Here is a 22,541-nt window from a genome sequence, read left to right on the forward strand (position 1 = left end):
TAAAATTATAGGCAGTGTTGCCATGGTCACTGACAGCCCGATGATGTGCAATCTAACATGGAGGCGAGGCAACAGGTTTTTGATGCCTGCGTCAAGGTAAACTGCAAGGTGTTTTCATGCTTCTCGAAGAAAAACTGGGTTTGTCTGGTGGTCGTCCGACCGGCTTCGACTACATGCGAATTATCCTGTCAATCTTGGTGGTGTGGATCCATACGGCCCGTGTGACAACGGGGAATGATTTGTTCATTTGGGAATCGGCTGCTCGGCCATTCCTGAAGTCTGTTTTGCCAATGTTCTTCATTCTGAGCGGTTTTCTAGTTGCCGGAAGCTTGGGGCGTGCGCGAACGCTGGTTTCGTTCCTCGGCAATCGCTTCATCCGCATCTATCCGGCTCTGGCGGTCGAAGTCTTCCTCTCGGCGCTTCTGCTGGGCGTCTTGTTCACCAGCCTTAGCCCAAGCGCCTACTTCACCGATCCGGAATTCTTCCGCTATCTGTTCAACGTCACCGGCCATATCCATTTCACGCTGCCCGGCGTGTTCGAAACCAATCCGGACGGCGGAACCGCCAATATCCAGCTCTGGACGGTGCCTTACGAACTCGAATGCTACGCCGCGATTGCCATCCTCTTTCTGGTTGGTGTGGTGCGTTATCGCATTCTCTCGATTGCGGCGGTCGTTGGCTGCACGATTACCTATGGGCTGATCCGCTACGCCAAGCACGGTCCGGAATGGGCGAGTTTTCCGACTGTCATGTCGGGCAACCTCCTGATCTGCGGTTTCCTGCTTGGCGTCGTCTTCTATCTGTATCGCGATCGCATCCTCTGGGATCGACGCCTTTTCGGCCTATCCTGTGCGTCAGTGCTGTTCAGCTACTGGTACACCTCAATCGGCGATTTTCTGGCTCTACCGGGGCTTGGCTACATCACCGTTTTCCTCGGGCTCTGTTCGCCGCGCAAGATCGGCATTCTCAAGGGCGCCGACTATTCCTACGGTATCTTTCTCTATGGATACCCGATCCAGCAGGCGCTCTATGCACTCGGACCCGCTGGGCAGAACTGGTTCGTCAATGGCCTGCTTGCCACCGTTTTGGCCGCCGGTTTTGCTGCCATGTCTTGGCATTTCGTCGAGAAGCCAGCCTTGAAGCTGAGAAGGGTTGTGATGGCGTTGGAAGAGCGCTGGCTCGAGCTGTCCGGGCGTTTGCGGTTTCGGCGCAGGCTCGGTCTTCCGGGTGCCGCGCCCTCCGCAACAGTGGCCGTGAAATGAGGGGCTGGCGTCGCTGAAGATGTTGGGCAGGCATGATAATTCCCGATGAGCGCGACCCGGTTTGGGCCGTGATCACCTCTGGGAGTTGAGAACGCGCTCTATGATGAAATAGAGCGCGTTTGGTGTTACATTGACTGGTCCCATCCCCCGCCATCGATCAGTCCGTTGTCGAAAAGATCGCGCCAGCCGGTATAAGGCTGGCTTTCCGCGCCGAGAAAGACTTCATTCCCCGCACCGGCTGTATAGGCCGCATACTCTGCTGTATGTTCGGACAGGTTGGACTGGTCCGTGACCTTCTCGACAAAGGTCGACAGAAACTTGAAATGCAAGAGAGCGCCGGTCACTGGCGGGATGCCGACGGGATCGGACAGGTTGAGGGCGAGAGGCCAGATCTGGTGTGACGATTTTAGATAGAGCCGTTCGCCGCAGACATGCACGAGCGGGATCTTGTTCAGCGCCGGCCCATCCCAGAGGCGTTCACGAAAATAGATCCGACCGCGCACGCCCCCCTTGATCCAGGTTGTATTTTCGCGTGGATCATGATGGCGAACATAGCCGGAGCGATCGAAAAGCGGGCAGATATCGAGGGGGTCGCGACCAGGTTCGCAGACATTGTCTGACAGTCGTCCGCGGCCGTACATATCGACCATGATTGCCCGGAGTGACCGAAGTCCGTGCCGGGCAAGATGGGCCGTCAGGTCGCTGATCCCACGGCGGTCGTCATGTGGAAAGACGAGGAACTCGTCCGCATCCACATAAAGCACCCATTTTTCGCGGCAGAGGCGGTTGATCACCTCATTTACCCAGTCATTGCCGAAGCGGGCCGCCTTGTAGGAGCCGGTTGCCGACACAACCGAGATGTCGGCCTGCCCAGCCAGAATATCGGCCGTGCTGTCGCTCGACTGGTTGTCGATAAAGATGAAATGCTCGAAGCCGAGCCGCCGGTAGTAGTCGAGAAAGAAGGCCAGACGGTGCCCCTCATTGCGGACCACGCAAACCACGACATGCTGCGCGGCAGATAAGGCCGCCTCGTTCAGCGTATAGCGCAGCTGGCGCGATTTGATCAGGCGGCGAAGCCGGGCCTTGGAATAATGCAGGGCGCTTGCGGTTGCCGGTGAGGCAAATGTCATGCTGTGCGCCTCCATTCTGGCCTGAGAGGATCGCTGTTGCGACCCTTGGTCCTCGGGCGGTTCCGGGGCAAGAAGGATGTAGCTCTGTCTGTCACGCGGATTTTCCCAGTTGGCGGCTCAAGCGGGGTAATTTCCGGTCAAGGCATACTCAAGTGGATTGCGTTTGCGTCCGCCTGCAAGTGCATGAAGCGTCCGCTCCCGCATCGACCGCAACGTATAGACGAGCTTGCGCTCGAGTGAGATGCCACGATAGAGGCGGGCGAAAAGCGGGTCTTCACGCCGCAGTTCGCGATAGATCCTGCTCTCGGCATCCGTCCAGGGAAAGTAGGTTCCATGCCATGGCTTCGGATGCGCCATGTAATGCACAATGCTGAGCGAGCGCATGTCGACCATGTGCAGGAACTGCTTGGGGAAATTCCACTTGTTGGAAATCAGGATCAGCGACTGGCCGGCAACGTGATTGAGGGCGCCCTGGTCGTGTTTTCCATCGCAGGCCTCAGGATTGGTCAGGAACAGATTGAACGCCTCTTCGCCAATCCAGCCTTCCCGATTGAACTTCAACACGCCGGCGTTGAAATAATGGCTGTCCCTGCCATGCGCCAGAAGATCGCGCAGCGCCAGATAGTCGCGTGCGGCGTAGAACTTTCCTGGCGGCGCTACCAGTTTCTCAAGGTCTTCGAGCGGGCGGATGACCTGGGTGTCGCCGTCAAGGTAGATGATCTGTGTATAGTGTTTCGGTAATATTTGCGGGAGGATCAACTTCGCCATGGTGCTGACGCTGATTCGACCCTGGAAATGCCCGAGATCCAGCCGTCCAAGTGAGCTCGCCAGCGCCTCAGAGACGTCGAGAAGGATCACGCCCTTTGCTGCCAGCAGTTCCCTCAGCGCCGCAAAATCAGTGATTGCCTCGGAGAGCAGGACGCAGATATCCGTGCTGTGAGAGCTTTGCTTGCGGGCCTGCAGCGCCGACATGATCGTCGGAAAGGCGTATTCCCCATCGGTCACATAGACCACACACTGAGTGTTGAGGGATTGCGCCGCTTCGGGCTTTGGGTTGCCCTGGGCCTCACCCTTGGTTGTGTTGCCATCATTGATTGCCTGGCGAACCATAAAATTTCCCCATTCCTGTTTTTACTGAATACTTAGCGAAGAAACGCATTACTATGCTGCTGACGCAGGTATTTTTCTTGATTCGTATTGGTGTCCGACGGGACATTGCTCCAGGGAGCGGATCATGGGCAGAGGTAACGTCGGAATGTCGAGCGCCGCACTTCTGGTTTTCGCAGTGTCTTCCCTTGCCGGTACGGTGCTTCGTGCCTGGGCCTTTGCACTGACATCCCTGGGAGTCGTCCTTGCCGTCCTTGTTGTGCTCCTCTTTCAGGGCGAGCCTCTGTTCCGCAGTCTGATCCTCGGCCTGAAGTTGCTGGTGCTCATGCAGACCAGTTATGTGCTGGGGCTTTTCGTCAGCCATTTTGTCAGCCAGATGGTCCGTCGCCGGAAAGGTCGCCCCCTGAGCGACAGGAGCCGCATGGGCGGCGAGCCGCCGCCTTCTTGAACGGGTCGAGACATCAACCCCTTCATAGGCCATGACGGAATGAACACGCTTCTGACGGAGGCGTTTGGTTTGCTCTCCGGTATCGCCTGCAAGCGCAGCGGAAACAGCACGCGCATATGGCGACTGTCGGGCCCGCGATACCGGCGCAAAACGGCTTGCCACACCCCATCCGGGCGCACAGGTCCTGTCAGACAAGACGGACTCCTTCCGGAAAGGCGGCCGGTCCTGCATCGTCGGATGCGAGCACAGCCTGACTGGTCCTCGCCCTCGGCGCGCTGATGCCGGCTGCGAGCCCCGCGATCAGGCTGAACAAGAGCCCGAGATCGGTGCTGGTGCCGGCCAAGGCGGCCGCGACTATCTGGCTTAGCGAAGACATGAGGGCGGCCATTCCGATGGCGAAATCGTAAGAGTGTTTCGAATCCAGTCGCCGTGTGGCGCGCAGAAGCCTGTAGAGGAAAAGCAGAAACAGCAAAGTTCCGATGATGCCGACATTCGACAGCAGCGCCACAACGAAGCTTGATGCGCGCACGGAGCCCAAACCGGCCCCCATGCCGACGGTATCGAGGAAAGAAATCAGGGCAAGTGTGTTCCAGGCGGTCCGCTCCTCTCCCGATTGGGAACCGAGCTTGTTGGAAAAGGCTTCGACGCCAACATCTGTAATCATCTGCCAGATCGCAGGCATCAGCATCAGTCCCAGCAAGAGGCATGGCAGGACAAGAACGAACAGCAGCAGGAATGTGGCATGCGACGTGCGTGCACGGCCTCGCCAGACCCGGACAAGGCAAAACAGCACGCAGACGGCTGTCATGACCGCGCCCGCGGCATAGGCCGTGGTTGATGTGCACAGCAGAAGGGAGATGCCCGTCACGCAGGTGATCGGTCCAAGCCAACGCACGGGATAGCGCTCGAGCCAGAGGATGAGCGTGAAGACGAAGAGGGAGAGCGCGATGGCGCCAAAGGAACTTGCTTCAGGAAACGATCCGACGATGCGCTTGAACCCGGCAAATGTGTCCGTCGTATGCATGGTGTAGTTGGCATTGCGAATGACATCCAGCGCCTGCGGCACGCCTGCGTAATAGGTGGTGACATCAAGCAGCGCGAAGAGGCAGCAGGTCGCAGCCGTCGCGATCACTGCATGGGTCAGAAAGCGTGCGTGGCCGTTGCGGGCCAGAGCCGCGACGATGGCGAAGCAGGCGAGATCTGCCAGCAGATAGACAGATTGGGTGAAGTTCGATGAGCCGGGCCGAAGCGGCGAGGCGAGGGTCGACATCATGGAGTTCGCGCCGCGCGCAGAGGAATAGACGAGGCTTGCATCGGCAAAGATCCTCGGCAGAAAATAGGCGGTTGCGACAGAAAACATGATATAGGCGGCAAACCAGTAGCCTGGCCCGGGGTGAGCGAGGCTTGCCAGGCTCGCATGCAGATGCGCAGGCCGCACGGCAACACTGATGAACAGAAACAAGAGCAGCAAATGGCTGGGCTGCACACTATTGCCGCCGAGCGCCGGGAGCTGGATGGCCGCCGCCGCACCGAACAACAGTGACATGGCAAGGATCGCCGCGCTCCAGCGCGGCCCGAGATAGACCCCGACGGCGCCGAGCAGTATTGTCAGAAGACCGATGATTTCTAGCGACACGATGGCGATCCCGGCTTTGGCGGGGCGTAAAGAAGCGGCAGGGCATCAGCCCCGCCCGCCATTGGGCGAACGGGATTCTGTGCCTTCGACTGAAATACGCAGACGTCCAAAAGGCTCACATTGGCATCCTTTACGGTCCGACCTGCAGCGTGCCGGGGGGCAGTATGCCAGCAGCTGTTGTGTCCAGCGCGATCTTTGCGTTATTGCCGGCTGGCATCAGGCTGGTTGACTTGCCAATGCCCTGGGCACCGGCCCGCGACGTGCTGATGCCGATCTCGACCAGATCATGCGGCACGAGCAAAGTCGCTTCGTCCCCTGGAATCACCGTTGTGCTGCCGTCGGCATTGCGGCGAATGATGCGGTAGGTTCTCTGTTCGCTCCTCGTTTCGTCTGCTGCCGCTTCCAGCTGTGCCAGCTGTTCGTTGTATCCGGCCTGTTGACCAAGGAGTTGCGCCACCTGCATTTCGATCGAGGCCCGCGACAGGGCTGCGTCGATCGTGTTGAGTTCCTGCTGGTTTTCCGCATTGCGCTGATAGACCAGGTTCGCCTTCTCGCGATCGCTTTCGCTCACCGCCTGGCGGGCCCGGGTAAGCGCGATCTCGAGGTCGAGAAGATTGCTCTGCAGGGTCGCAAGGTCACGGTCGATGGCCAGCTGGCGGCTGTTCGTGATTGCGCCCTTGGTCACCAGGCTGGTGGCCGTCTCCAGTTCCTTTCTCGCACGGTCGATCTGCTGTTTCTGGGACTTGATCTTGGCATCCAGAGACTGGATCTCCTGACCATAAAGCGTCACCAGGTCGTCCGCTGCCGCGATCCGGCTAGACAGTTGGACCCGACGCAACTGCAGCAGGTTCAGTTCGTCTGCTTTCGCCGCTTCAATATTGGCCGCGCCGACGAGTTCCGCCGGGATGTCGAAATCGTCGCGGCCCTCGATTTCTGCGGTCAGGCGCGCGCGGCGCAAGAGCAGTTCGCGCTGGCCGACAACGGCCGTGCGATAGGCGCCCGCTGCCTGGATCTGGTCCCGCAGCAGATAGGCATTGTCTCCGCGCGACCGCAGGAAGCCGCCGGCGACGCTGACCGCCTTCATCGTCGTCATGCCGGCCTGGAAAGGATAGCGCCCCGGGCTCTGGACAGACCCGACAACGAAGATCGGGGCATGTTCCTCGACTTCGATGGCAACGGAAGGCGGCGTTGGCAGACCGGCCCGCTCGGCGAGCGTCACGGCCAGGGTCTCGGCCAGTTCCTGGGTGGTCTTGCCGCTTGCTGGCACGGTGCCAATGACGGGGACCGCGATTTCGCCCGCTTCGTTGATCGTGTAGACGCCTTCCAAGGCTTCCCAGCTGGCATAGCGTCCATCTGCAGAGCGCCATTCGACCACGCGAAGCCGGATCTGGTCCTCAACGACGAGCCGTTGGCTTTCCGCCGCCGCAGGCGCGCTTGTAAAGAGGCTGGTGATGAGGGACAGGCCAAGGGCCAAACGTGAGATCCGATGAACCATCATGGTCGAGATCCTTGCGTTGCAGGTGAGGGGATTGGGCTTCGGGCACTCGGCTGCAGATCGATTTCAAGGATCCGTGCGGGATCGAGTCTGCGCCGAAGGAGATCGCCCATCGCCATGAGATTGCCGAGGAAGCGGCCACGGCGATCCACTTCCGTTGTCTTGAAGAGCGTGCCGATGAAATTGGCCGTGATGTTGCGCCCGATCTGTCGGAAACCACGCAGTGGTGAAAGCGTGCCCTTGCGCATCATCCGCCAGGGATTGGCGACTTGCGAATAACCCAGCCGACGGCCCGGCTGGCGTCCGGAGCGAACCCCGAGATGCACACCAAGGGCACCGGGGACTTCGACGCAGCGGCCGTGACGGGCAAGTGCCCGGCTGAAATCAACGTCTTCGAGCCATCCATAGAGTGGCAGTGATTCGTCGAACCGGATGCCGTGATCGCGCGCTGTCGCAATCTTGACCGCCATGTTGCAACCATAAGCGTTGTAGATATCGCGAACAGTGCCCGAAGCCGCCTGCGGTTCGCTGGTGTCGAGCCGAGAGACGGCCTCTGCAAGGCCGATCGCCGAACCGAGGATGCCGTCGGCAATCACGCGACCCGTGGCAATCGCGATGTCCGGATCCGCAGCAAAGGCCTGCTGCATGCGAGCGGCAAACTGCGGATGAGGCACAAAATCATCGTCAAAGAACAGCACGAGATCGGCCTTGTCGGCGCAGGCCGAGAGGATCGCGTTGCGCTGGCGTGTCAGCCCGCTGGGGCCTGTCAGCAATTGCACCCGATCGCATGCGGCAAGCCCTGCTGCATGGTCAAGCACGGGAACGCAGACAATGATCGGTATGTCCGGCATGGCAGGGGATAGCAGATAGGCGACGGTTGCCGCGAGCGTCTCCGCCCGGCCAGCCGAGGCAATACCGATCGCCAGGCGCGGAAGGGTGGCTTGCCCTTCCGTGCATTGCGGTCGTTCCTTGCTCTGCTCTACGTGCGCAAGTCGGCCGAGTTGCGATGGATACTGCGCCATCCTCTCAGTCCTGCCGGCTCTTGTTGATGATGGCGCCCGCGACGTCCGCGCCAACCAGCCGCAGGTCGCCAGTCGCCTTCGCCAGCGCATCCAGCGTGGTCTGCCCCTCGATCGCCACCAGAAGGACTGTGTCCAGTTCCGGTGAAAGCGCGTTGGCATCGGGTGCATCCTCGACCGCGGCAATGTCGAAGATGATTGTATCGTAGTCTGCCTTCATCGTTGCAAGGGTCAGCTTCGTCGTCCGCGAACCCAGCCGAACCGCGGGCGATACGCCGTCTCGCTGTCCGCAAGGCAGGAAGTGAAGGTTCGGGTTCAGGTCCACCGTAAGGTCAGCAAGTGGCGCGGTGCTGGAGAGAGCCTTGATCAGCCCTTTTGATCCATCATGGTTGAGTAGACGGCTCAGCGATGCCTTGCCGCCAACGGTATCGACAAGCAGCGTCCGCGCGCCGGAGGCCGCCGACTGCAGCGCCATTTCTCGAGCGATCGTGGATGCCCCGCAGCCCGGGCCGATGCCGATAACACCGATCGCCGTCTTGCGCTTTCGGCGCAGGTTGAGCAGCAGCGGCGTCAACACCTCCAACTCCGGCATGCGCCGCAGCACCACCTTGTCCGATGGCGGAACTTCGGGGTCCCCTCCGGTCTGGCAAGGCGCGAGGCTGCGGATTGGCAGCCGACGGATGCGGGCAAGAACAGAGACGCCGGCCACGTCTGCAATCGGCGAGCGCCGGGTGATCCGCCGGTCGGCAGCATGCGCCAGCATGGCGATCATCAAGCCGAGACCGAGGCCAACAAGCAGGCTGAAAGCCAGGAGCAGGGTAGAACGCGGGCTTGCTTTTGAGAGCGGTGGCGTTGCCGGGGAGACGATCGTCGCATCGGAGACGGGCGAAGAGACGCGTTGCTTGGCTTCCGTAAAGGCAGTCAGCGTGCTTTCGAACAGGTTGCGCCGCGCCTGAGCCTGACTTTCGAGTTCGGCGAGGCGATATTGGTCTTTCGGATTGGCACGGAACGCGGCGAGGTCGTTTGCCGCCTTTGTCAGGCCGCCCTGCTGCTCATTCACCAGCCGTTCCAGCCAGTTGCTGTATTGCTGTGCCGACTGCGATTTCATTTCGAGGTTTTTGGCGATGTAGGCCCGTGCGAGCATATCCGCGATCTCTGCGGATCGCTCTCGGCTGTTTGCCGACGCCGAGATTTCGACAACCATCGAACGGCCAATCCGCCTGGCCCATGTGACATTGCGCAGTTTCGCGACGACGAGGTCCAGCATCGCTTCCTGGTCTGTGCCGGCGGACGCGCCATCTGGCTGCCCGGAAGGGGACACAAGATTGAGCAGTGCTGACTTGATCCGGTCGCGCAGGGAGGTCGTGTCCGTGAATTGCGGATCACTGGTCAGGTTGAGGTTGATCGCTGCGCTGCGCAGCACGTCGCTGGCGCGGGCAATCTCGATTTCACCCTCAATGAACGTGTCTTCAGCCAGCGCCCGGGCCGCATCTCCGCTATTGATTTGCGGCGAGACCAGCAGTTGGGTCGATGCCACATAGGACGGTTCAGCCATGAGGAGATAGATGAGGGTCAGGCCAACCGTCACAAGCGGGACGCTGGCGATGATCCGAAACCGACGGCGGACAAAGAACGTGACGTCGGCGAGCGAAAACGGCTCTTCCTTTCCCGATTGTGGAAACATCGAAAGTGCAGGCAGTCGCTGGAAACTCTGATTGGTCGACACACTCTTCCCCAATACTTGAAACTTCTTCCGGCATCTTGAGAACCCTTTGGGTACACAGGTGACAAAGTGCCGGCATATGCTTGGCTTCAGTAGGCGCCTTCGCGTGAGAACAGGACAGGTACGGTTTTTGCCATGATCCAGAGATCCCAGGAGAGCGACCACCGCGTGACATACTCCACGTCAAGCGCCACACGGTGTTCGAAACAGGTGTTGCTCCTGCCGCTCGTCTGCCAGTGCCCGGTCAGGCCAGGCCGCGCGGCGGTGTAGAGATCGACGTGGTCGCCATAGCGAATCAGTTCTTCGCGGGTGACGGGGCGCGGTCCCACGATACTCATGTGACCGGCAAGTACATTGAGAAGTTGTGGAAGTTCATCCAGGCTGGACTTGCGCAGCACTTCCCCGACAACCGTGATCCGCGGATCGTTTCGCAGCTTGCGCGTCTCTTCCCACTCGGCACGAGCCTCGGGATTGTCCTTCAGAAGGGCCGCAAGCTGTGCGGCGGCATCCGTCCGCATGGTTCGGAACTTCAGACAGCCAAAATCCCGGCCTCGCCAGCCCACTCGACGGTGCGAGTAGAACACCGTGCCGCCATCGGAGGCTTTGATCAGCAGGGCGACCAGCAGTGCCATGGGAAGCAGAGCGATGATCGCAATCAAGGAAATAGTGATGTCTAGCACACGCTTGACAATATTGCTTCTCAATGGAAGGCGATACACGCCTAGATGGCGGATATCAGCGTCTTCGGGTTTCAAGCTGATCCAAGAGTCGGTACCATCCAGACCCTGAAATTCGGTCGTCATCTACATCTCCGGGGCGCGTCGCACTTCGCCTTTGCGCTCGACCCTCAGATTGTTGCGTCGCAATGTTGCTGTCTGTGACCCCGGTTACAAACATTAATAATTTATTCATGATACTGATCTCTCCATTGCGAAATTCTAATCAGACCAATTTTGGAGGTATCTCATCGCGTTCATGCAACTTTCTCGACTCAATTTTCAAAACTCTATAAGCATAGTTTAGATCCATAATATTGACGTCTCGAATGTTGTCTCTAGGCGTTAAGGCAATCAAAAATGCTTATCGAATGCGCATATGCATTCGAATTGTGCTTTCGAATGATCTGAAATACCCTCAGTTTTTACTGGGAAATTTGGATCAAATTTGACTGCGATCAGATCAGAATTCCTCTTGGCAGACCAGAAATTGTGCAGTGCGTCATATTTGAGTGCGTAGGGAGTTGATGCAATGAATGGAGCAGTGACGAGCCCGCTTGCGGGCGAGAAGATACGCGCTTTGCGAGCGGGCAAGGTCTCGTCTCCGTTCATTTGCGGAGGCGATGATGGGTTGCTTGCCAATTGGGCTCAGCATTTCCCGCAGTATCGCTATACTATTCGTAACTTCCGGCGTGGCGATGTTATTGCTGGCGCCGGCGTAAGTGGCGACATGTTCGCACGGATACAGCGTGGACTGGTCGGAGCCAACGCCCTGTTGTCTGACGGCCGGGAGTTCATTGTCGAGATCATGCCGAAGGGCAGTGTTGTCGGCGAAATCGAGGTGCTGCGCCGGCAGCCGATGAACCTGGAATACAAGGCTGTTTCCGATTGCGAACTGCATTTCTATGACGGTCGGCTGCTCCGCGAAATGTGCGCGAAGGATCCGAATTTTCAGTTCCAGTTGTTGTCGCGCGCCCTGGCCAGGATCACGGAACTCGAACTGCGGATCATCGCAAATGCCGGCGGCAGTTTGATCTCCCGACTGGCCCAGACCCTGCTTCGGCTTTCGGCGGTCTACGGCATTGACGGCACGGATGGCGATGAGGTGACCATCTCCCAGCATGAATTGGCGGCCACGCTCCCGGCTTCGCGGGAGAAGGTGAACCAGTGTCTGCGCCGTTTGCGTGAAAGCAAGGTGATTGACGGGACGCATGGAACGATCCGCATCCTCAATCGGCCGGCATTGGAAAACCACGCGCGCAGCGGTGGCGCCTTGGCCTGACCCGCTGGACACCTGAATTGACTGGCGCGTCGGCAACGCGCGTTGGTCCAGTCAGGTGGGACTGGCGAGACTTCTTGCGGTTTGGGCAGCGGGTGTCGCCAGATTCCCGACGATATGTTTGCTGCTGGTTCTGTCTCCGACCCGCAGCGTGAAAGACGACCTGGAGCCGCGGGGTGTGTGGATGGATAGCATGAACATGGCGCATTGGGGGGCATCACTGCGATCCCCGAACACGTCATTGGCGGCGGGGGCACAAGAGGCCAGGGCACCGACGACCGGGCTTTCCACCATTGATCGGGTGGTCGTGATCGACGACTATTCTGTTGCAAGAGGCGGCGCGACAGCCCTGGCAATTCGGGCGGCGCAATTGCTCGCCGATGCGGGCCTTCGGGTCACCTATATCTGCGGTGACAAGGGCGATGAGGGAGCCCTTGCGGCCAGTGGCATCGAGCTCGTGGCGCTCGGGGGTGCCGACCTCCTCAACGCCGATCGCGTGACAGCTGTGCTGAACGGAGTGCACAATCGCCCGGCCGCTGCCGCAATCTCTGCCTGGATCGCCAAAAATGACAGTCCAGCCACGCTTTATCATGTACACGGATGGTCGAAGATCCTGTCGCCTTCGGTGTTTGAGGCCCTGTCTCCGGTCGCCAGTCGGTGCCTGGTCCATGCCCATGACTTCTTCTCGGCATGTCCGAACGGCGCATTTTACGATTACACCCGGCAGGAAACCTGCACGCGCACGCCACTCGGGTTTGATTGCCTGAAGACGGCCTGTGACAAGCGCAGCTATACCCACAAGATCTGGCGTTCGGTGCGCGGCGCCAATCTCTTCCTTCAGCTGCGCCGCCGCCAGGCGTTCGGCCGGCTGGTGATGCTGCATGACAAGATGACCGGCTATTTCGAGCGTTCCGGCTATGATGCCGATCGGCTTGTGACGATCCGCAATCCGGCGGCTCCTTATACGCGCGAGCGGGTGCGCGCCGAAGATAACAGCGAATTCTTCTTCATCGGGCGGCTCGATCCTGAAAAAGGTGTCGCGGACGCGGTCGCTGCCGCTGGCCGAGCGGGGGTTCGGCTCTGCATCATCGGCGATGGCCCTTTGCGGGCGGAGCTTGAAAAGGCGGGTGATCACGTCCGTTTCCTCGGCTGGCGTTCCCATGCCGAGATCGCCGACGCCATCAAGTCGGCGCGGGCGGTCATCATGCCGTCGCGCTACCCGGAGCCGTTCGGCCTCGTGGCTGTCGAGGCGGCTGCGAGCGGTGTCCCCGTGATCCTGCCGGCCAGCGCTTTCCTGGCCGAAGAAATGACCGAGCTTGGCTTCGCTTTGTCCTTCGATGGCGCGAACCAGCAGAGCATGGTCAGCGCCTTGCAGGCACTCGACCGCATGCCCTCTGAGGATGTGAGAGTGATGAGCGAGCAGGCTTTTGCCTCCGCCCCCTCACTGTTCAACCGGCCGGAGGATTGGCGGGATGCGCTGGTCGCGGCCTATGCCGCGATGCTGAGCCCCGCTGCCGCGGAGGTCGTGCGGTCCAAGGGTTTCACCGAACAATCGCCGATCTGACGAAAGGGCTGGCTTCAAGACCATGGATACACTGACAAGCCTCGCAGCCCCGCCACGGCATGCACCGAAAGTCCCGGACGCTCCCGTCGTCGGGGGAACTCCACAAAAGCCTCTGCGCGTCGCAATCGTGCATTATTGGCTGGTCTCCATGCGCGGCGGCGAGAAGGTGATCGAGGAACTTTGCCAGCTGTTTCCGCAAGCCGACATCTTTACGCTGGTTTGTGATGAAACCAGGCTGAGTGCGCGCCTGCGTCAGCACCGCATCACGACATCCTTCCTGCAGAAAATCCCGGGTGCCCGCCGCCACTACACCAAGATGCTGCCGCTCATGCCATTCGCGCTCGAGCATTTCGACCTGCAGGACTATGATCTGGTCATTTCCAGCGAATCTGGTCCCGCCAAGGCGATCGTGACGCGGCCGGATGCTTTGCATGTCTGCTACTGCCATTCGCCGATGCGTTACATCTGGGACCAGTTCCACCTGTATCGGAAGGGCTTGCCCTGGATCGGCCGTGTGATGATGTCGCTGACAGCGCCCATCCTGCGCGTCTGGGACGTAACGACGGCAGCCCGGGTCGATACCTTTGTCGCCAATTCGGCCTATATCGGCAGCCGCATCCGGCGCTTCTACAATCGGGATGCGACAGTGATCCACCCCCCGGTGGCCGTCGATGATTTCAAGCTCGGCACCGGCCAGGGCGAGTTCTACCTCTATGCCGGCCAGTTGACCGGCTATAAGCGCGCCGATCTCGCGGTGCGCGCCTGCACCGAAAGCGGGCGGCAACTGGTGGTGATCGGCGAGGGGGAACAAACGGCGCATCTGCGCGCAATTGCTGGCCCCTCCGTGACCTTTCTCGGCCATCAGCCATTCCCTGTTCTGGCGGAGCATCTGTCGCGCTGCCGGGCGCTGCTGTTTCCCGGAACGGAGGATTTCGGCATTCTGCCGGTCGAGGCCATGGCAAGCGGCAGGCCTGTGATTGCCTTTGATGCCGGCGGTGCGCGCGAAACCGTCTCGTCCCCGGATGTCGGTCTGCGCTTTGCGGAGCAAACCGTGGAGGGAATGCTAGAGGCGATCAATGCCTTTGAGGCGCGTGAGAGTGAATTCGACCCGGCGGTGATCCGTCGCCACGCCGAGCGCTTTTCATCGGAGGTCTTTCGCTCCCGTTTCCGGACGCTGGTTGAGGACTTGCTGACCAGCCGCGCGATGCCCGGTGTCGACACCCAGACAGGGAGTTCGGCGTGACGCATCCGGGGTCTGGCCTTTTCCGAGCCTGGTTGGCGGCGGGAGCCGGGGGTGAACGTGACGCAGAGTGCCCTGCGCGCATCCCCTTGTCGACCAATGTGCGGGAGGGGGCGATATGACCGGTATCAGTCATCGGATCGCCAATGCCAGCCTCTGGAGTGTGGCTGGCAAGCTTGTCGCCCGCCTGATCGACTTTGCCAGCCTCCTGTGTCTCGCACGCCTTCTGACGCCGGAGGATTTCGGTCTGGTCGCAATCGCCGTCTCGATCCTCGTGATTGTCGAGACGGTGCTCGAATTGCCGCTGACCCAAGCCTTGTTGCGCCACGAGGAACTGACGAACGACCTGATCGATACCGCCTTCACCCTCAGCCTGATCCGGGGTGGTGTCATGGCGCTACTGCTGGTTGCACTCGCCTGGCCGGTCGGCCACTTTTATGACGATCCGCGCCTGGTGCCGCTGATAGCTGTGCTGGCGGTGGCACCTGCGATGCGCAGCGTCGTCAGTCCCCGGCTGGTGATCTTCATGCGCGACTTTGATTTCAAGCGCGAATTCGTCATGGATCTCGCGGTCAAATTCGCCTCGCTCATTGCTGCCGTCGGGGTCGCCTTTGCAACCGGCAGCTATTGGGGACTGGCGATCGGCGCGATCACCGGGCCGATCCTGGGCGGCATCCTGTCCTATGTTTTCGCCCCGATGCGGCCGCGTCTGACGCTGTGCGAGTGGCACGCCTTTCGAGACATCATCGGCTGGAACAGCGTGGCGCAGGTGCTGATGTCGTTTAACTGGCAGCTCGATCGGCTGCTCTTGCCGCGTTTTGCCAGCCTCTCGGCCCTCGGTGCCTTCAGCGTATCGGATAGCATCGCCGGCATCCCGCACCAGGTCTTTGTCGGGCCGCTGCTGCGACCACTGATTGCCGGTTTCACCCATGTCTCCGATGCCGGCAAACGGATCGAGGCCTATCTCAAGGCAACCCATGCCATCGTGCTGACAGCGGCACCCGTTTTGATCATTCTGACGGTGCTTGCCGAGCCGGTGCTACGGCTCGCTGTCGGAGACAAGTGGGTCTTTGCCGCACCGATCTTCCAGGGGCTGTGCATCGTCAGCATCATCACGCTGCCATCGGCAATCATGCCGCCGCTCGCCATGGTTCGCGACAGGACAAGCCTCGTCGCCTTGCGTATGGCGATCGAGTTTGCCGTCCGCATCCCCGTTACCATTGCCGCCGTGATCCAGTTTGGCCTTGCTGGCGCGATCGGTGCTCGTCTCGTCGGCGTGCTCGTCGCCTATCTCACCTGCATTCTCATCGTCCGGCATCTGATCGGCCTGTCGCTGCGCCGGCAGGTTGCCGTTTTCGCCAAGGCGCTGCTGCCAGCACTCCCCATGGCGCTCGGCCTCTGGTGGATCGAGCCGAACCTTGCGGCTCTCCCGGCAGGTATCTTGCTGTTTGTTGCGCTCTCCGCCGCGAGTGCAGGTGCCATGGCTCTATTCTGGCTGTGCGCGCTCCTCTTGTGGATCCTGACGGACCGACCGGCTGGATTGGAAAAGATTGTCATCGAGAAACTGCGCGCTGGTCGGCAGCGGTTTTCCGTCGCGTTGGAGCAAGGCCCATGAGGACCACATCGAAATGGAAGCTGCGGGCCGCTGCGGTCAGCATCGTGATCTTGGGAGCACTGACTGCCTTGGTCCCGTATTCGGGCAGCCTGGCCGAGGATGCGCCTTTAAACCTTGACGATTTCGACATGACCTTCGAGGAGAATTTCGATACGTTGAGCGTCTCACCATGGGGTGAGCGATCGACGCGCTGGATTGCCCATACGCCCTGGAATGGGGATTTCGGCGCCGCCCGTTTCAGCGATCCGCTCGACGGTTTTCCCTTCACCACCAAGGACGGCATCCTGCGCATCGAAGCGCGCAAGGGCGACGATGGAAACTGGCGCGCCGGACTTCTCTCCTCGACCAATCCACGCGGGGACGGGTTCTCGCAGAAATTCGGCTATTTCGAAGCGCGGATGAAGCTGCCGCCGGGCAAGGGCGTCTGGCCTGCCTTCTGGCTCATCGGCCTTGACCGCTCCGGCTTTACCGCCGAAATCGACGTGTTGGAATATTACGGGCGGGCACCCTACGAATTCTCCAGCGGCTACCACATTTGGCGCGAAAGCCATGGCGGCAAGAACCAGAACGATGGCTTCTGGACGGCAGTGCCCGAGGGCAGCCTGAGCAGCGATTTTCACACTTGGGGCGTGGAGATCAAAGCGGACCGCACGACGATCTACTTCGATCGCAAGCCGGTCTGGGGCTTCGACACCCCGCCGGAGTTTCATATGCCCTTCTTCCCGCTGGTCAATCTGGCCCTCGGCGCCGGCTGGCCGATCGATGAGACGCCAAACCCGTCCTATCTCTATGTCGACTACATCCACGTCTACCAGCGCAAGGCTGCAAGCCCGACCGAATGACAAGATGCGGTGCGCTGAACCGAAGGCGATTCCGCTACGCCTGGGAAGTGGCCTGGCGTCGGGAATGGTTTAAAAAAGATAGCTAGCCACTGAGGGCGCTTCATATTCGCCGGCTGTGCTCTAAGCCCTGCTTCTAGGCAATATGATTGCTTCTGGCATGCCAGTCCCAGGCGGAACGGATGATGTCGGAAAGCCCGAAGCGGGGTTCCCAGCCCAGAACTTCGCGAGCCTTGGCATTGTTGGCAACCAGCGATGTGGAATCCCCTTCGCGCCTCCGGCCATATTCCACCGGGAAGGGGCGGCCCGAGACTTCGGAAATGGCGCCCAGCAGCTCCTTGACCGTCGTGCCATGGCCGGTGCCGAGATTGATCTCGACGGTCTCGCCACCGCCGAGGAGATAATCAACCGCCCGTACATGTGCATCTGCCAGATCCAGCACATGGATATAGTCGCGCACGCAGGTGCCATCGCGTGTGTCATAGTCGGTACCGAAGACCTTGAAGCCCTCGCGCCGCCCAAGGGCCGCCTCGATCGCCAAGGGGATCGCATGGGTTTCCGGCGTATGCCATTCGCCGATCCGGCCCTCGAAGTCGGCGCCTGCTGCGTTGAAATAGCGCAACATCACCGATCGCAGGTTCTTATAGGTGCCGAAGTCCTTCAGCGCCTGCTCGATGATGTATTTCGTCCGTCCGTAGGGATTGATCGGCGCTTGCGGATGGCTTTCGTCCATCGGCACCGTCTCCGGCAGGCCGTAGGTGGCGCAGGTCGATGAAAAGACGAAGGCCTCGACGCCGGCCTCCATGGCGACGGACAGCAGCGTCAGAGCGCCGATCACGTTGTTATCATAGAAGGCGACGGGATCCTTGACCGACTGCCCGACTTCAATCAGTGCGGCGAAATGCAGAACTGCGTCCGGCTGGTGCGTTGCAAAGACTTCCGCCAGCCGCGCACGGTCGCGAATGTCGCCCTGTTCAAACGGACCCCATTTGACGAATTCCGCATGGCCGTTCGACAGGTTGTCGTAAACCACCGGCTGATAGCCGCGTTCGGCGAGAAGCAGGCAGGTATGCGAGCCGATATAGCCGGCTCCGCCAACGACGAGGATCTTCTTGAGCGACATGGAGTACCACACTTGAGATTTGGGGAGGACTTCAAAGGCGGGGGCGGAATGGGTCTAAAGAATGAATGGCGGACAATCCCGTCAGGGACGCCCTGGCAAAAAGGCATATGCCTCGCATTTTTACGGAGGAATGTCCGCCCGTCCAGTGCGCTGCACAAGAATTGACGGGCGGCATGCTGGGTTCAACGGACCAATTTGGGGCTGTCCCGTCGATCCCGTCGTCTACCCCTCCAGAACCTCTCCCGGCGCATCTCTGCCATCGTCAGGAGTTGAGGATTTGCGCGCCAGAATGCGTTGGTAGAAAAGTCCGATGCCGATCAGCACAAAGCCGAGGCCGATGAAGGAGAGTGCTCTGAGCACGCCTTCGAGGTGGCTCATGTCGACAAGGAAGGCCTTGGCGACGGAGAGCATGACGATGACGGCCGAAGTAATGCGCAGGCTTCTTGCATCGAAGCGCGAGCCAAGCACCAGAAGGCCAACGCCAATCACAAGCCAGGCCACGGAATAGCTGTAGGTTTCCGCCTGTTCGAAGCCCTTCCAGTAGGCGATGTATTCGCCCTGCCAGAAGCGCCGAACGCTGAGCGTCACCCAGGAAAAGCCGAGGGTCGCGCCGGAGAGTGCGAGCATGGTGACGTAAGGCAGCGGGCGCTTGCCGCGGGCATAAACGGCAAGACCCGCATAGCTCAGGCCCGGGATCAGATAGCCGATCAGGAGGAGGTTGACCAAGGGCCATTCTCCGGTGCTTTCGCCGCTGAAATACGGATTGAGGCCGCCGAGATGCAGGCTGAGGATCTGCACTATCGACAGCCCGCCCGCGATCATCGAGCCGTAACGGAAAACATGGCTCGGCGATTTCCGGTCGAGCGTCATCAGGATGCCGGACATGCCGATGACAAGCAGCGTGTAGATCGACTGCTCGCCAAGCGTCGGCGTGCTGGAATCAAGCACGCCACCATTCATGGCGTGGCGGACCAGAATGGCGATCGTGAGCAGGCTCATCAGTGCGGCAATACCCTGCAGCGCGTTGCGAACCCGCTCGCCGGGCCAGTTGCGCAGCTCATAGGCGGCGATAATGGCCAGCAGTGCCGGAATGCCATATCCGGGCAGCAGCTGGTTGAAGAACGGCGTGCGGCTCAGCGCATCCGGCCCGACCAGTGTGGGATCGGAACCGATCCGGAGCATGACGCCGGCCAGCGCTGCGACCATCATCCAGGGCAGGCTCGCCCAGCTGCGCAGCCGGGTTGCCATGAGGAAGCCGAAACCGAGGACGGCAAGGGCAAGCGTCGTGACCAGCCCATCCGTCATGACGTGCAGGGCCAAGGCAAAGGCTGCAAAGCCACCCGACACGAGAATGTCGCGTGCCGGACCGTCAATCATGCCGAACCGCCCTCGATGCAGGAGCTCCGCCGCGACGATCAGGGCGGCACCCACCCCAACCGCATAAAGGCCATGGGTCAGATCGAAGGCGTAGATCCCGTAGAACAGAAAACTGATCGTTGCGAGAAGGATCGGCATGGCAGCTGCAAGGCTGGCCCAGACGGTGGCCATTACGGGCGCTTGGCGACCGGAGCGTGCCAGGAAGGCCACACCGAGCATCAGGAAAATCGCACCGAGCCCGAGCAGGACCAGAACCAGCGGACCGTCGAAGTCGGTCAGGACCGCGCTGGAGCCTTGGGCATCGATCAGGTCGTTGACGAGTTGCGTTACCATCGAACCGTCGAACAACGCGCCAATCACCGCGCCGAAACCGGCAAGCATGGAGGGCCAGATGGCACCCTTGTTCTGGCTGCCGGCGGCCGCAAGCGTGGCAATCAATGTGGCGAAGACATAGGAGGGAAAGAGGTCCGTATCCCCATCAAGACCAAGCATGGCGAGCGCCGGCAAAAGAATTGCGATCGCCATCGAAATGTCGAGCCAGATGGGCCCTCGGCCCAGCTGCCGGGAGACGCTATCAACGATCACGGCCTGATCCGTTGCGCCATCATCCTCCCGGATGCGGCCGGGCCAGACCAGCGCCCACGAGGCGATCATTGCGATCAGCGCCAGCGCCACCGGCGTGAGCTCGGTATAGTCCGAAAAGGCGAGGTAGGCGATCACCCAGAAGCCGAGTGCCAGATGGGCAAGTCCGGGCACCAGATGCCAACCCCTGATGCGGGATGCGGCCGAGGTGGCGACCTGGACGACGGCCAGGAAGCCGAACAGCGTCCAAGGGCGCGGACCTGTGCTGGCGATCAGCGCCGGAGTGATCATCGATCCGGCGAGACCGAGGCCTGCAAGCGCCTGTCCGTGCAGGAGCGATAGACCGAGAACGGCAAAGGCCGTGAGCGCCAGCAGGAGGAAGGCTGGCGTCGGGCCGATGAATTCGTAAATGCCATGGGCCGCATAGATGGATCCGAAGATCGAGACGGCACCAGCGGCCGTCAGGATGCCGGGGATCATGGCGTTTTCATAGAGCGCTGCAGCCTTCGGCAGCGCCTTGCGCCGGATCAGCTCTGCGCCGCCGATCAGGATAAGACCGAAAAAGGCTGCGAGTGACAGCCGGACACCGGGGCCAAGAAGGCCGCTTTCGATCGAGTAACGCACGAGGAAAATGCCGCCAAGCGCCAGCGCCAGCCCACCGGCCCAGACCGCCCAGCGTGCGCCGAGCAGATTTTCCAGGCTGTCCTGCGAGGCCGACGCAGTGCGCGGAGCCGTGAGAAGAACTGGCTCGGTCGAGAGCGTGATGGCGGGTTCAGCCGCCTCACTGACGCCATCGGCCGTGGTTTCCTCGCGTGCGGCGATGACGGGTGGTTCGAGGTCTGCCTCTTCGGCTATAGCCTCGGAGATTGCAGGGGCCATCGGTCTGTCAGGTTCTGCCAACACATTTTGCGCAGCGTCATCCGAAGCCGCTTCAGTCGAGATAGTTGGGGGTGCTTTATCCGTCTGATCAAGCTTGAGCAGACGCTCGCGCAAGGTTCCGACCTCTTGTTCGAGAGATGAAACGCGTTTTCCCGTTCCCCTGATAATGGAAACGAGAATAACGAACTGGATAATCATCAGGGTCAGAAGCATGGACGTCTCGCAATTGTGCCTTAATCCCAGTCTTAGCGCCTTTCTGTGTGGAAGAAAGCGCGGAGTGTCACGCAACAGCAGGAACGACTGAAGTCTTCACGCCGGGCCTTGCAAACCGTCATGAAACTTTCTAAATCCATGCCACCGGCAACCGCCGGTTTTCTTAGCGTTCAGTTATGCTCAATGTGAGTATAATTCGGGAGGAGCAGGCCGCCATGGAAACCGCAACCGTCTTCAATGGGGTCTCGAAACCCATTTCCGCAGCCGCGCGTCACGGCATTCTCGAGAGGCCGGAGCTGAGCTACACGCCCGCTGTCGCCAAGGAAACCGAGCATCTCTACGAGCGCGTGCGCGACTTCATACCGGCGATCGAATGGCCGGTCTTTGCCCCCTATATCCATGCGATCAACCGGCTGAAAAAGGAACGCGGTGCGGTCATCCTTGCCCATAATTATCAGACGCCGGAGATCTTTCATTGCGTCGCTGACATCAAGGGCGATTCGCTGCAGCTTGCCCGTGATGCCACCCGGGTCGATGCCGAGATCATCATTCAATGCGGTGTGCATTTCATGGCCGAGACGTCAAAGCTGCTCAATCCGCAAAAGACGGTTCTGATCCCCGATGGCCGCGCCGGCTGTTCCCTGTCGGAATCGATCACCGGCGCCGATGTGCGCCTATTGAGAGAGCGCTATCCCGGCGTGCCTGTGGTCACCTATGTGAACACCTCGGCCGACGTGAAGGCCGAGACCGATATCTGCTGCACCTCTGCCAATGCCGTGGATGTGGTCAACAGCTTCGACAGCGACACCGTGCTCTGCATCCCCGATGAATATCTGGCCATGAACGTTGCCAACCAGACGACGAAAAAGATCCTCACCTGGAAGGGCCACTGCGAAGTGCATGAGCGCTTCACGGCCGACGAATTGCTGGAATACAAGCGCGCCGATCCGCGCATCGAGATCGTCGCCCATCCCGAATGCCATCCAAGTGTGCTGGCGGTGTCCGATTATGCCGGCTCGACCAAGGGCATGATCGACTACGTCAAGACCAAGCAACCCCAGCGCGTTCTGCTGGTCACCGAATGCTCCATGGCCTCGAACATCCAGGTCGAAGTCCCCGAGGTCGACTTCGTCAAACCCTGCAATCTCTGTCCGCACATGAAGCGCATCACGCTGCCAAAGATCCTCGACAGCCTGCTCTTCATGACCGAGGAAGTGACCGTCGACCCGGCCATCGCTGACCGCGCGCGACTGGCAGTAGAACGGATGATCAACCTGAAGAATTGAGCGGTGAT

Annotated in this window: 17 protein-coding genes; 8 read left to right on the top strand and 9 right to left on the bottom strand. The window is 60.3% G+C overall.

Annotated elements, in window-relative coordinates; translation table 11 throughout:
- Positions 1–116 precede the first annotated feature (116 nt).
- Complete coding sequence (locus tag IP76_RS18875; RefSeq protein ID WP_054159791.1) at positions 117–1,262, top strand: acyltransferase; 1,146 nt, start codon at positions 117–119, stop codon at positions 1,260–1,262.
- A 125-nt stretch (positions 1,263–1,387) separates the two neighbouring features.
- Here the strand turns inward: IP76_RS18875 and IP76_RS18880 are convergent, their stop codons facing one another.
- On the bottom strand, positions 1,388–2,392 hold the full coding sequence (locus tag IP76_RS18880) for a glycosyltransferase family 2 protein (RefSeq protein ID WP_054159895.1): 1,005 nt from the start codon (positions 2,390–2,392) through the stop codon (positions 1,388–1,390).
- A 117-nt stretch (positions 2,393–2,509) separates the two neighbouring features.
- On the bottom strand, positions 2,510–3,502 hold the full coding sequence (locus IP76_RS18885) for a glycosyltransferase (protein ID WP_082352614.1): 993 nt from the start codon (positions 3,500–3,502) through the stop codon (positions 2,510–2,512).
- A gap of 124 nt (positions 3,503–3,626) precedes the next feature.
- Between IP76_RS18885 and IP76_RS18890 the strand changes: the two genes are divergently transcribed.
- The gene (locus tag IP76_RS18890; protein ID WP_156318645.1) at positions 3,627–3,947 is read left to right on the top strand and encodes a hypothetical protein; all 321 of its coding nucleotides are present in this window, start codon (positions 3,627–3,629) and stop codon (positions 3,945–3,947) included.
- Between the two features lie 187 nt (positions 3,948–4,134).
- Here the strand turns inward: IP76_RS18890 and IP76_RS18895 are convergent, their stop codons facing one another.
- From IP76_RS18895 to IP76_RS18915, 5 genes are all read right to left on the bottom strand, one after another.
- Positions 4,135–5,583 carry a hypothetical protein gene (locus IP76_RS18895; RefSeq protein WP_054159793.1) on the bottom strand — a complete coding sequence of 483 codons (1,449 nt, stop codon included), beginning with the start codon at positions 5,581–5,583 and terminating at the stop codon, positions 4,135–4,137.
- Between the two features lie 130 nt (positions 5,584–5,713).
- Positions 5,714–7,081 carry a polysaccharide biosynthesis/export family protein gene (locus tag IP76_RS18900; RefSeq protein ID WP_082352615.1) on the bottom strand — a complete coding sequence of 456 codons (1,368 nt, stop codon included), beginning with the start codon at positions 7,079–7,081 and terminating at the stop codon, positions 5,714–5,716.
- Complete coding sequence (locus IP76_RS18905) at positions 7,078–8,100, bottom strand: glycosyltransferase family 2 protein (protein ID WP_082352616.1); 1,023 nt, start codon at positions 8,098–8,100, stop codon at positions 7,078–7,080. Before IP76_RS18905 ends, IP76_RS18900 begins: the two co-directional genes overlap by 4 nt.
- Before the next feature lie 4 nt (positions 8,101–8,104).
- Positions 8,105–9,823: a Wzz/FepE/Etk N-terminal domain-containing protein gene (locus IP76_RS18910; protein WP_054159794.1), complete on the bottom strand. Its 1,719-nt coding sequence runs from the start codon at positions 9,821–9,823 to the stop codon at positions 8,105–8,107.
- A gap of 86 nt (positions 9,824–9,909) precedes the next feature.
- Positions 9,910–10,623: a sugar transferase gene (locus IP76_RS18915; protein WP_054159795.1), complete on the bottom strand. Its 714-nt coding sequence runs from the start codon at positions 10,621–10,623 to the stop codon at positions 9,910–9,912.
- Between the two features lie 445 nt (positions 10,624–11,068).
- On the opposite strand from IP76_RS18915, the gene IP76_RS18920 reads away from it, so the two are divergent.
- From IP76_RS18920 to IP76_RS18940, 5 genes are all read left to right on the top strand, one after another.
- Positions 11,069–11,818, top strand: coding sequence for a Crp/Fnr family transcriptional regulator (locus IP76_RS18920; protein WP_054159796.1), 750 nt, complete (start codon positions 11,069–11,071; stop codon positions 11,816–11,818).
- A gap of 190 nt (positions 11,819–12,008) precedes the next feature.
- On the top strand, positions 12,009–13,379 hold the full coding sequence (locus IP76_RS18925) for a glycosyltransferase family 4 protein (RefSeq protein WP_197278383.1): 1,371 nt from the start codon (positions 12,009–12,011) through the stop codon (positions 13,377–13,379).
- A gap of 148 nt (positions 13,380–13,527) precedes the next feature.
- Positions 13,528–14,622 (top strand): glycosyltransferase, encoded by a 1,095-nt coding sequence (locus IP76_RS18930; RefSeq protein ID WP_245281513.1) that lies wholly within the window; start codon positions 13,528–13,530, stop codon positions 14,620–14,622.
- A 115-nt stretch (positions 14,623–14,737) separates the two neighbouring features.
- Positions 14,738–16,234: a lipopolysaccharide biosynthesis protein gene (locus IP76_RS18935; protein WP_054159797.1), complete on the top strand. Its 1,497-nt coding sequence runs from the start codon at positions 14,738–14,740 to the stop codon at positions 16,232–16,234.
- Positions 16,231–17,076, top strand: coding sequence for a glycoside hydrolase family 16 protein (locus IP76_RS18940; RefSeq protein WP_054159798.1), 846 nt, complete (start codon positions 16,231–16,233; stop codon positions 17,074–17,076). Before IP76_RS18935 ends, IP76_RS18940 begins: the two co-directional genes overlap by 4 nt.
- A 133-nt stretch (positions 17,077–17,209) precedes the next feature.
- Here the strand turns inward: IP76_RS18940 and galE are convergent, their stop codons facing one another.
- Both galE and IP76_RS18950 read right to left on the bottom strand, forming a co-directional pair.
- Positions 17,210–18,196, bottom strand: a complete 987-nt coding sequence (galE, locus tag IP76_RS18945; protein ID WP_054159799.1) for a UDP-glucose 4-epimerase GalE — start codon at positions 18,194–18,196, stop codon at positions 17,210–17,212.
- Between the two features lie 222 nt (positions 18,197–18,418).
- Positions 18,419–21,247, bottom strand: coding sequence for a DUF2339 domain-containing protein (locus tag IP76_RS18950; protein WP_054159800.1), 2,829 nt, complete (start codon positions 21,245–21,247; stop codon positions 18,419–18,421).
- Positions 21,248–21,462: 215 nt separating this feature from the next.
- On the opposite strand from IP76_RS18950, the gene nadA reads away from it, so the two are divergent.
- Positions 21,463–22,533 carry a quinolinate synthase NadA gene (gene nadA / locus IP76_RS18955; RefSeq protein ID WP_054159801.1) on the top strand — a complete coding sequence of 357 codons (1,071 nt, stop codon included), beginning with the start codon at positions 21,463–21,465 and terminating at the stop codon, positions 22,531–22,533.
- Positions 22,534–22,541: the final 8 nt, after the last annotated feature.

The organism is Rhizobium sp. AAP43, from assembly GCF_001296045.1.
Taxonomy (GTDB): Bacteria; Pseudomonadota; Alphaproteobacteria; order Rhizobiales; family Rhizobiaceae; genus Allorhizobium.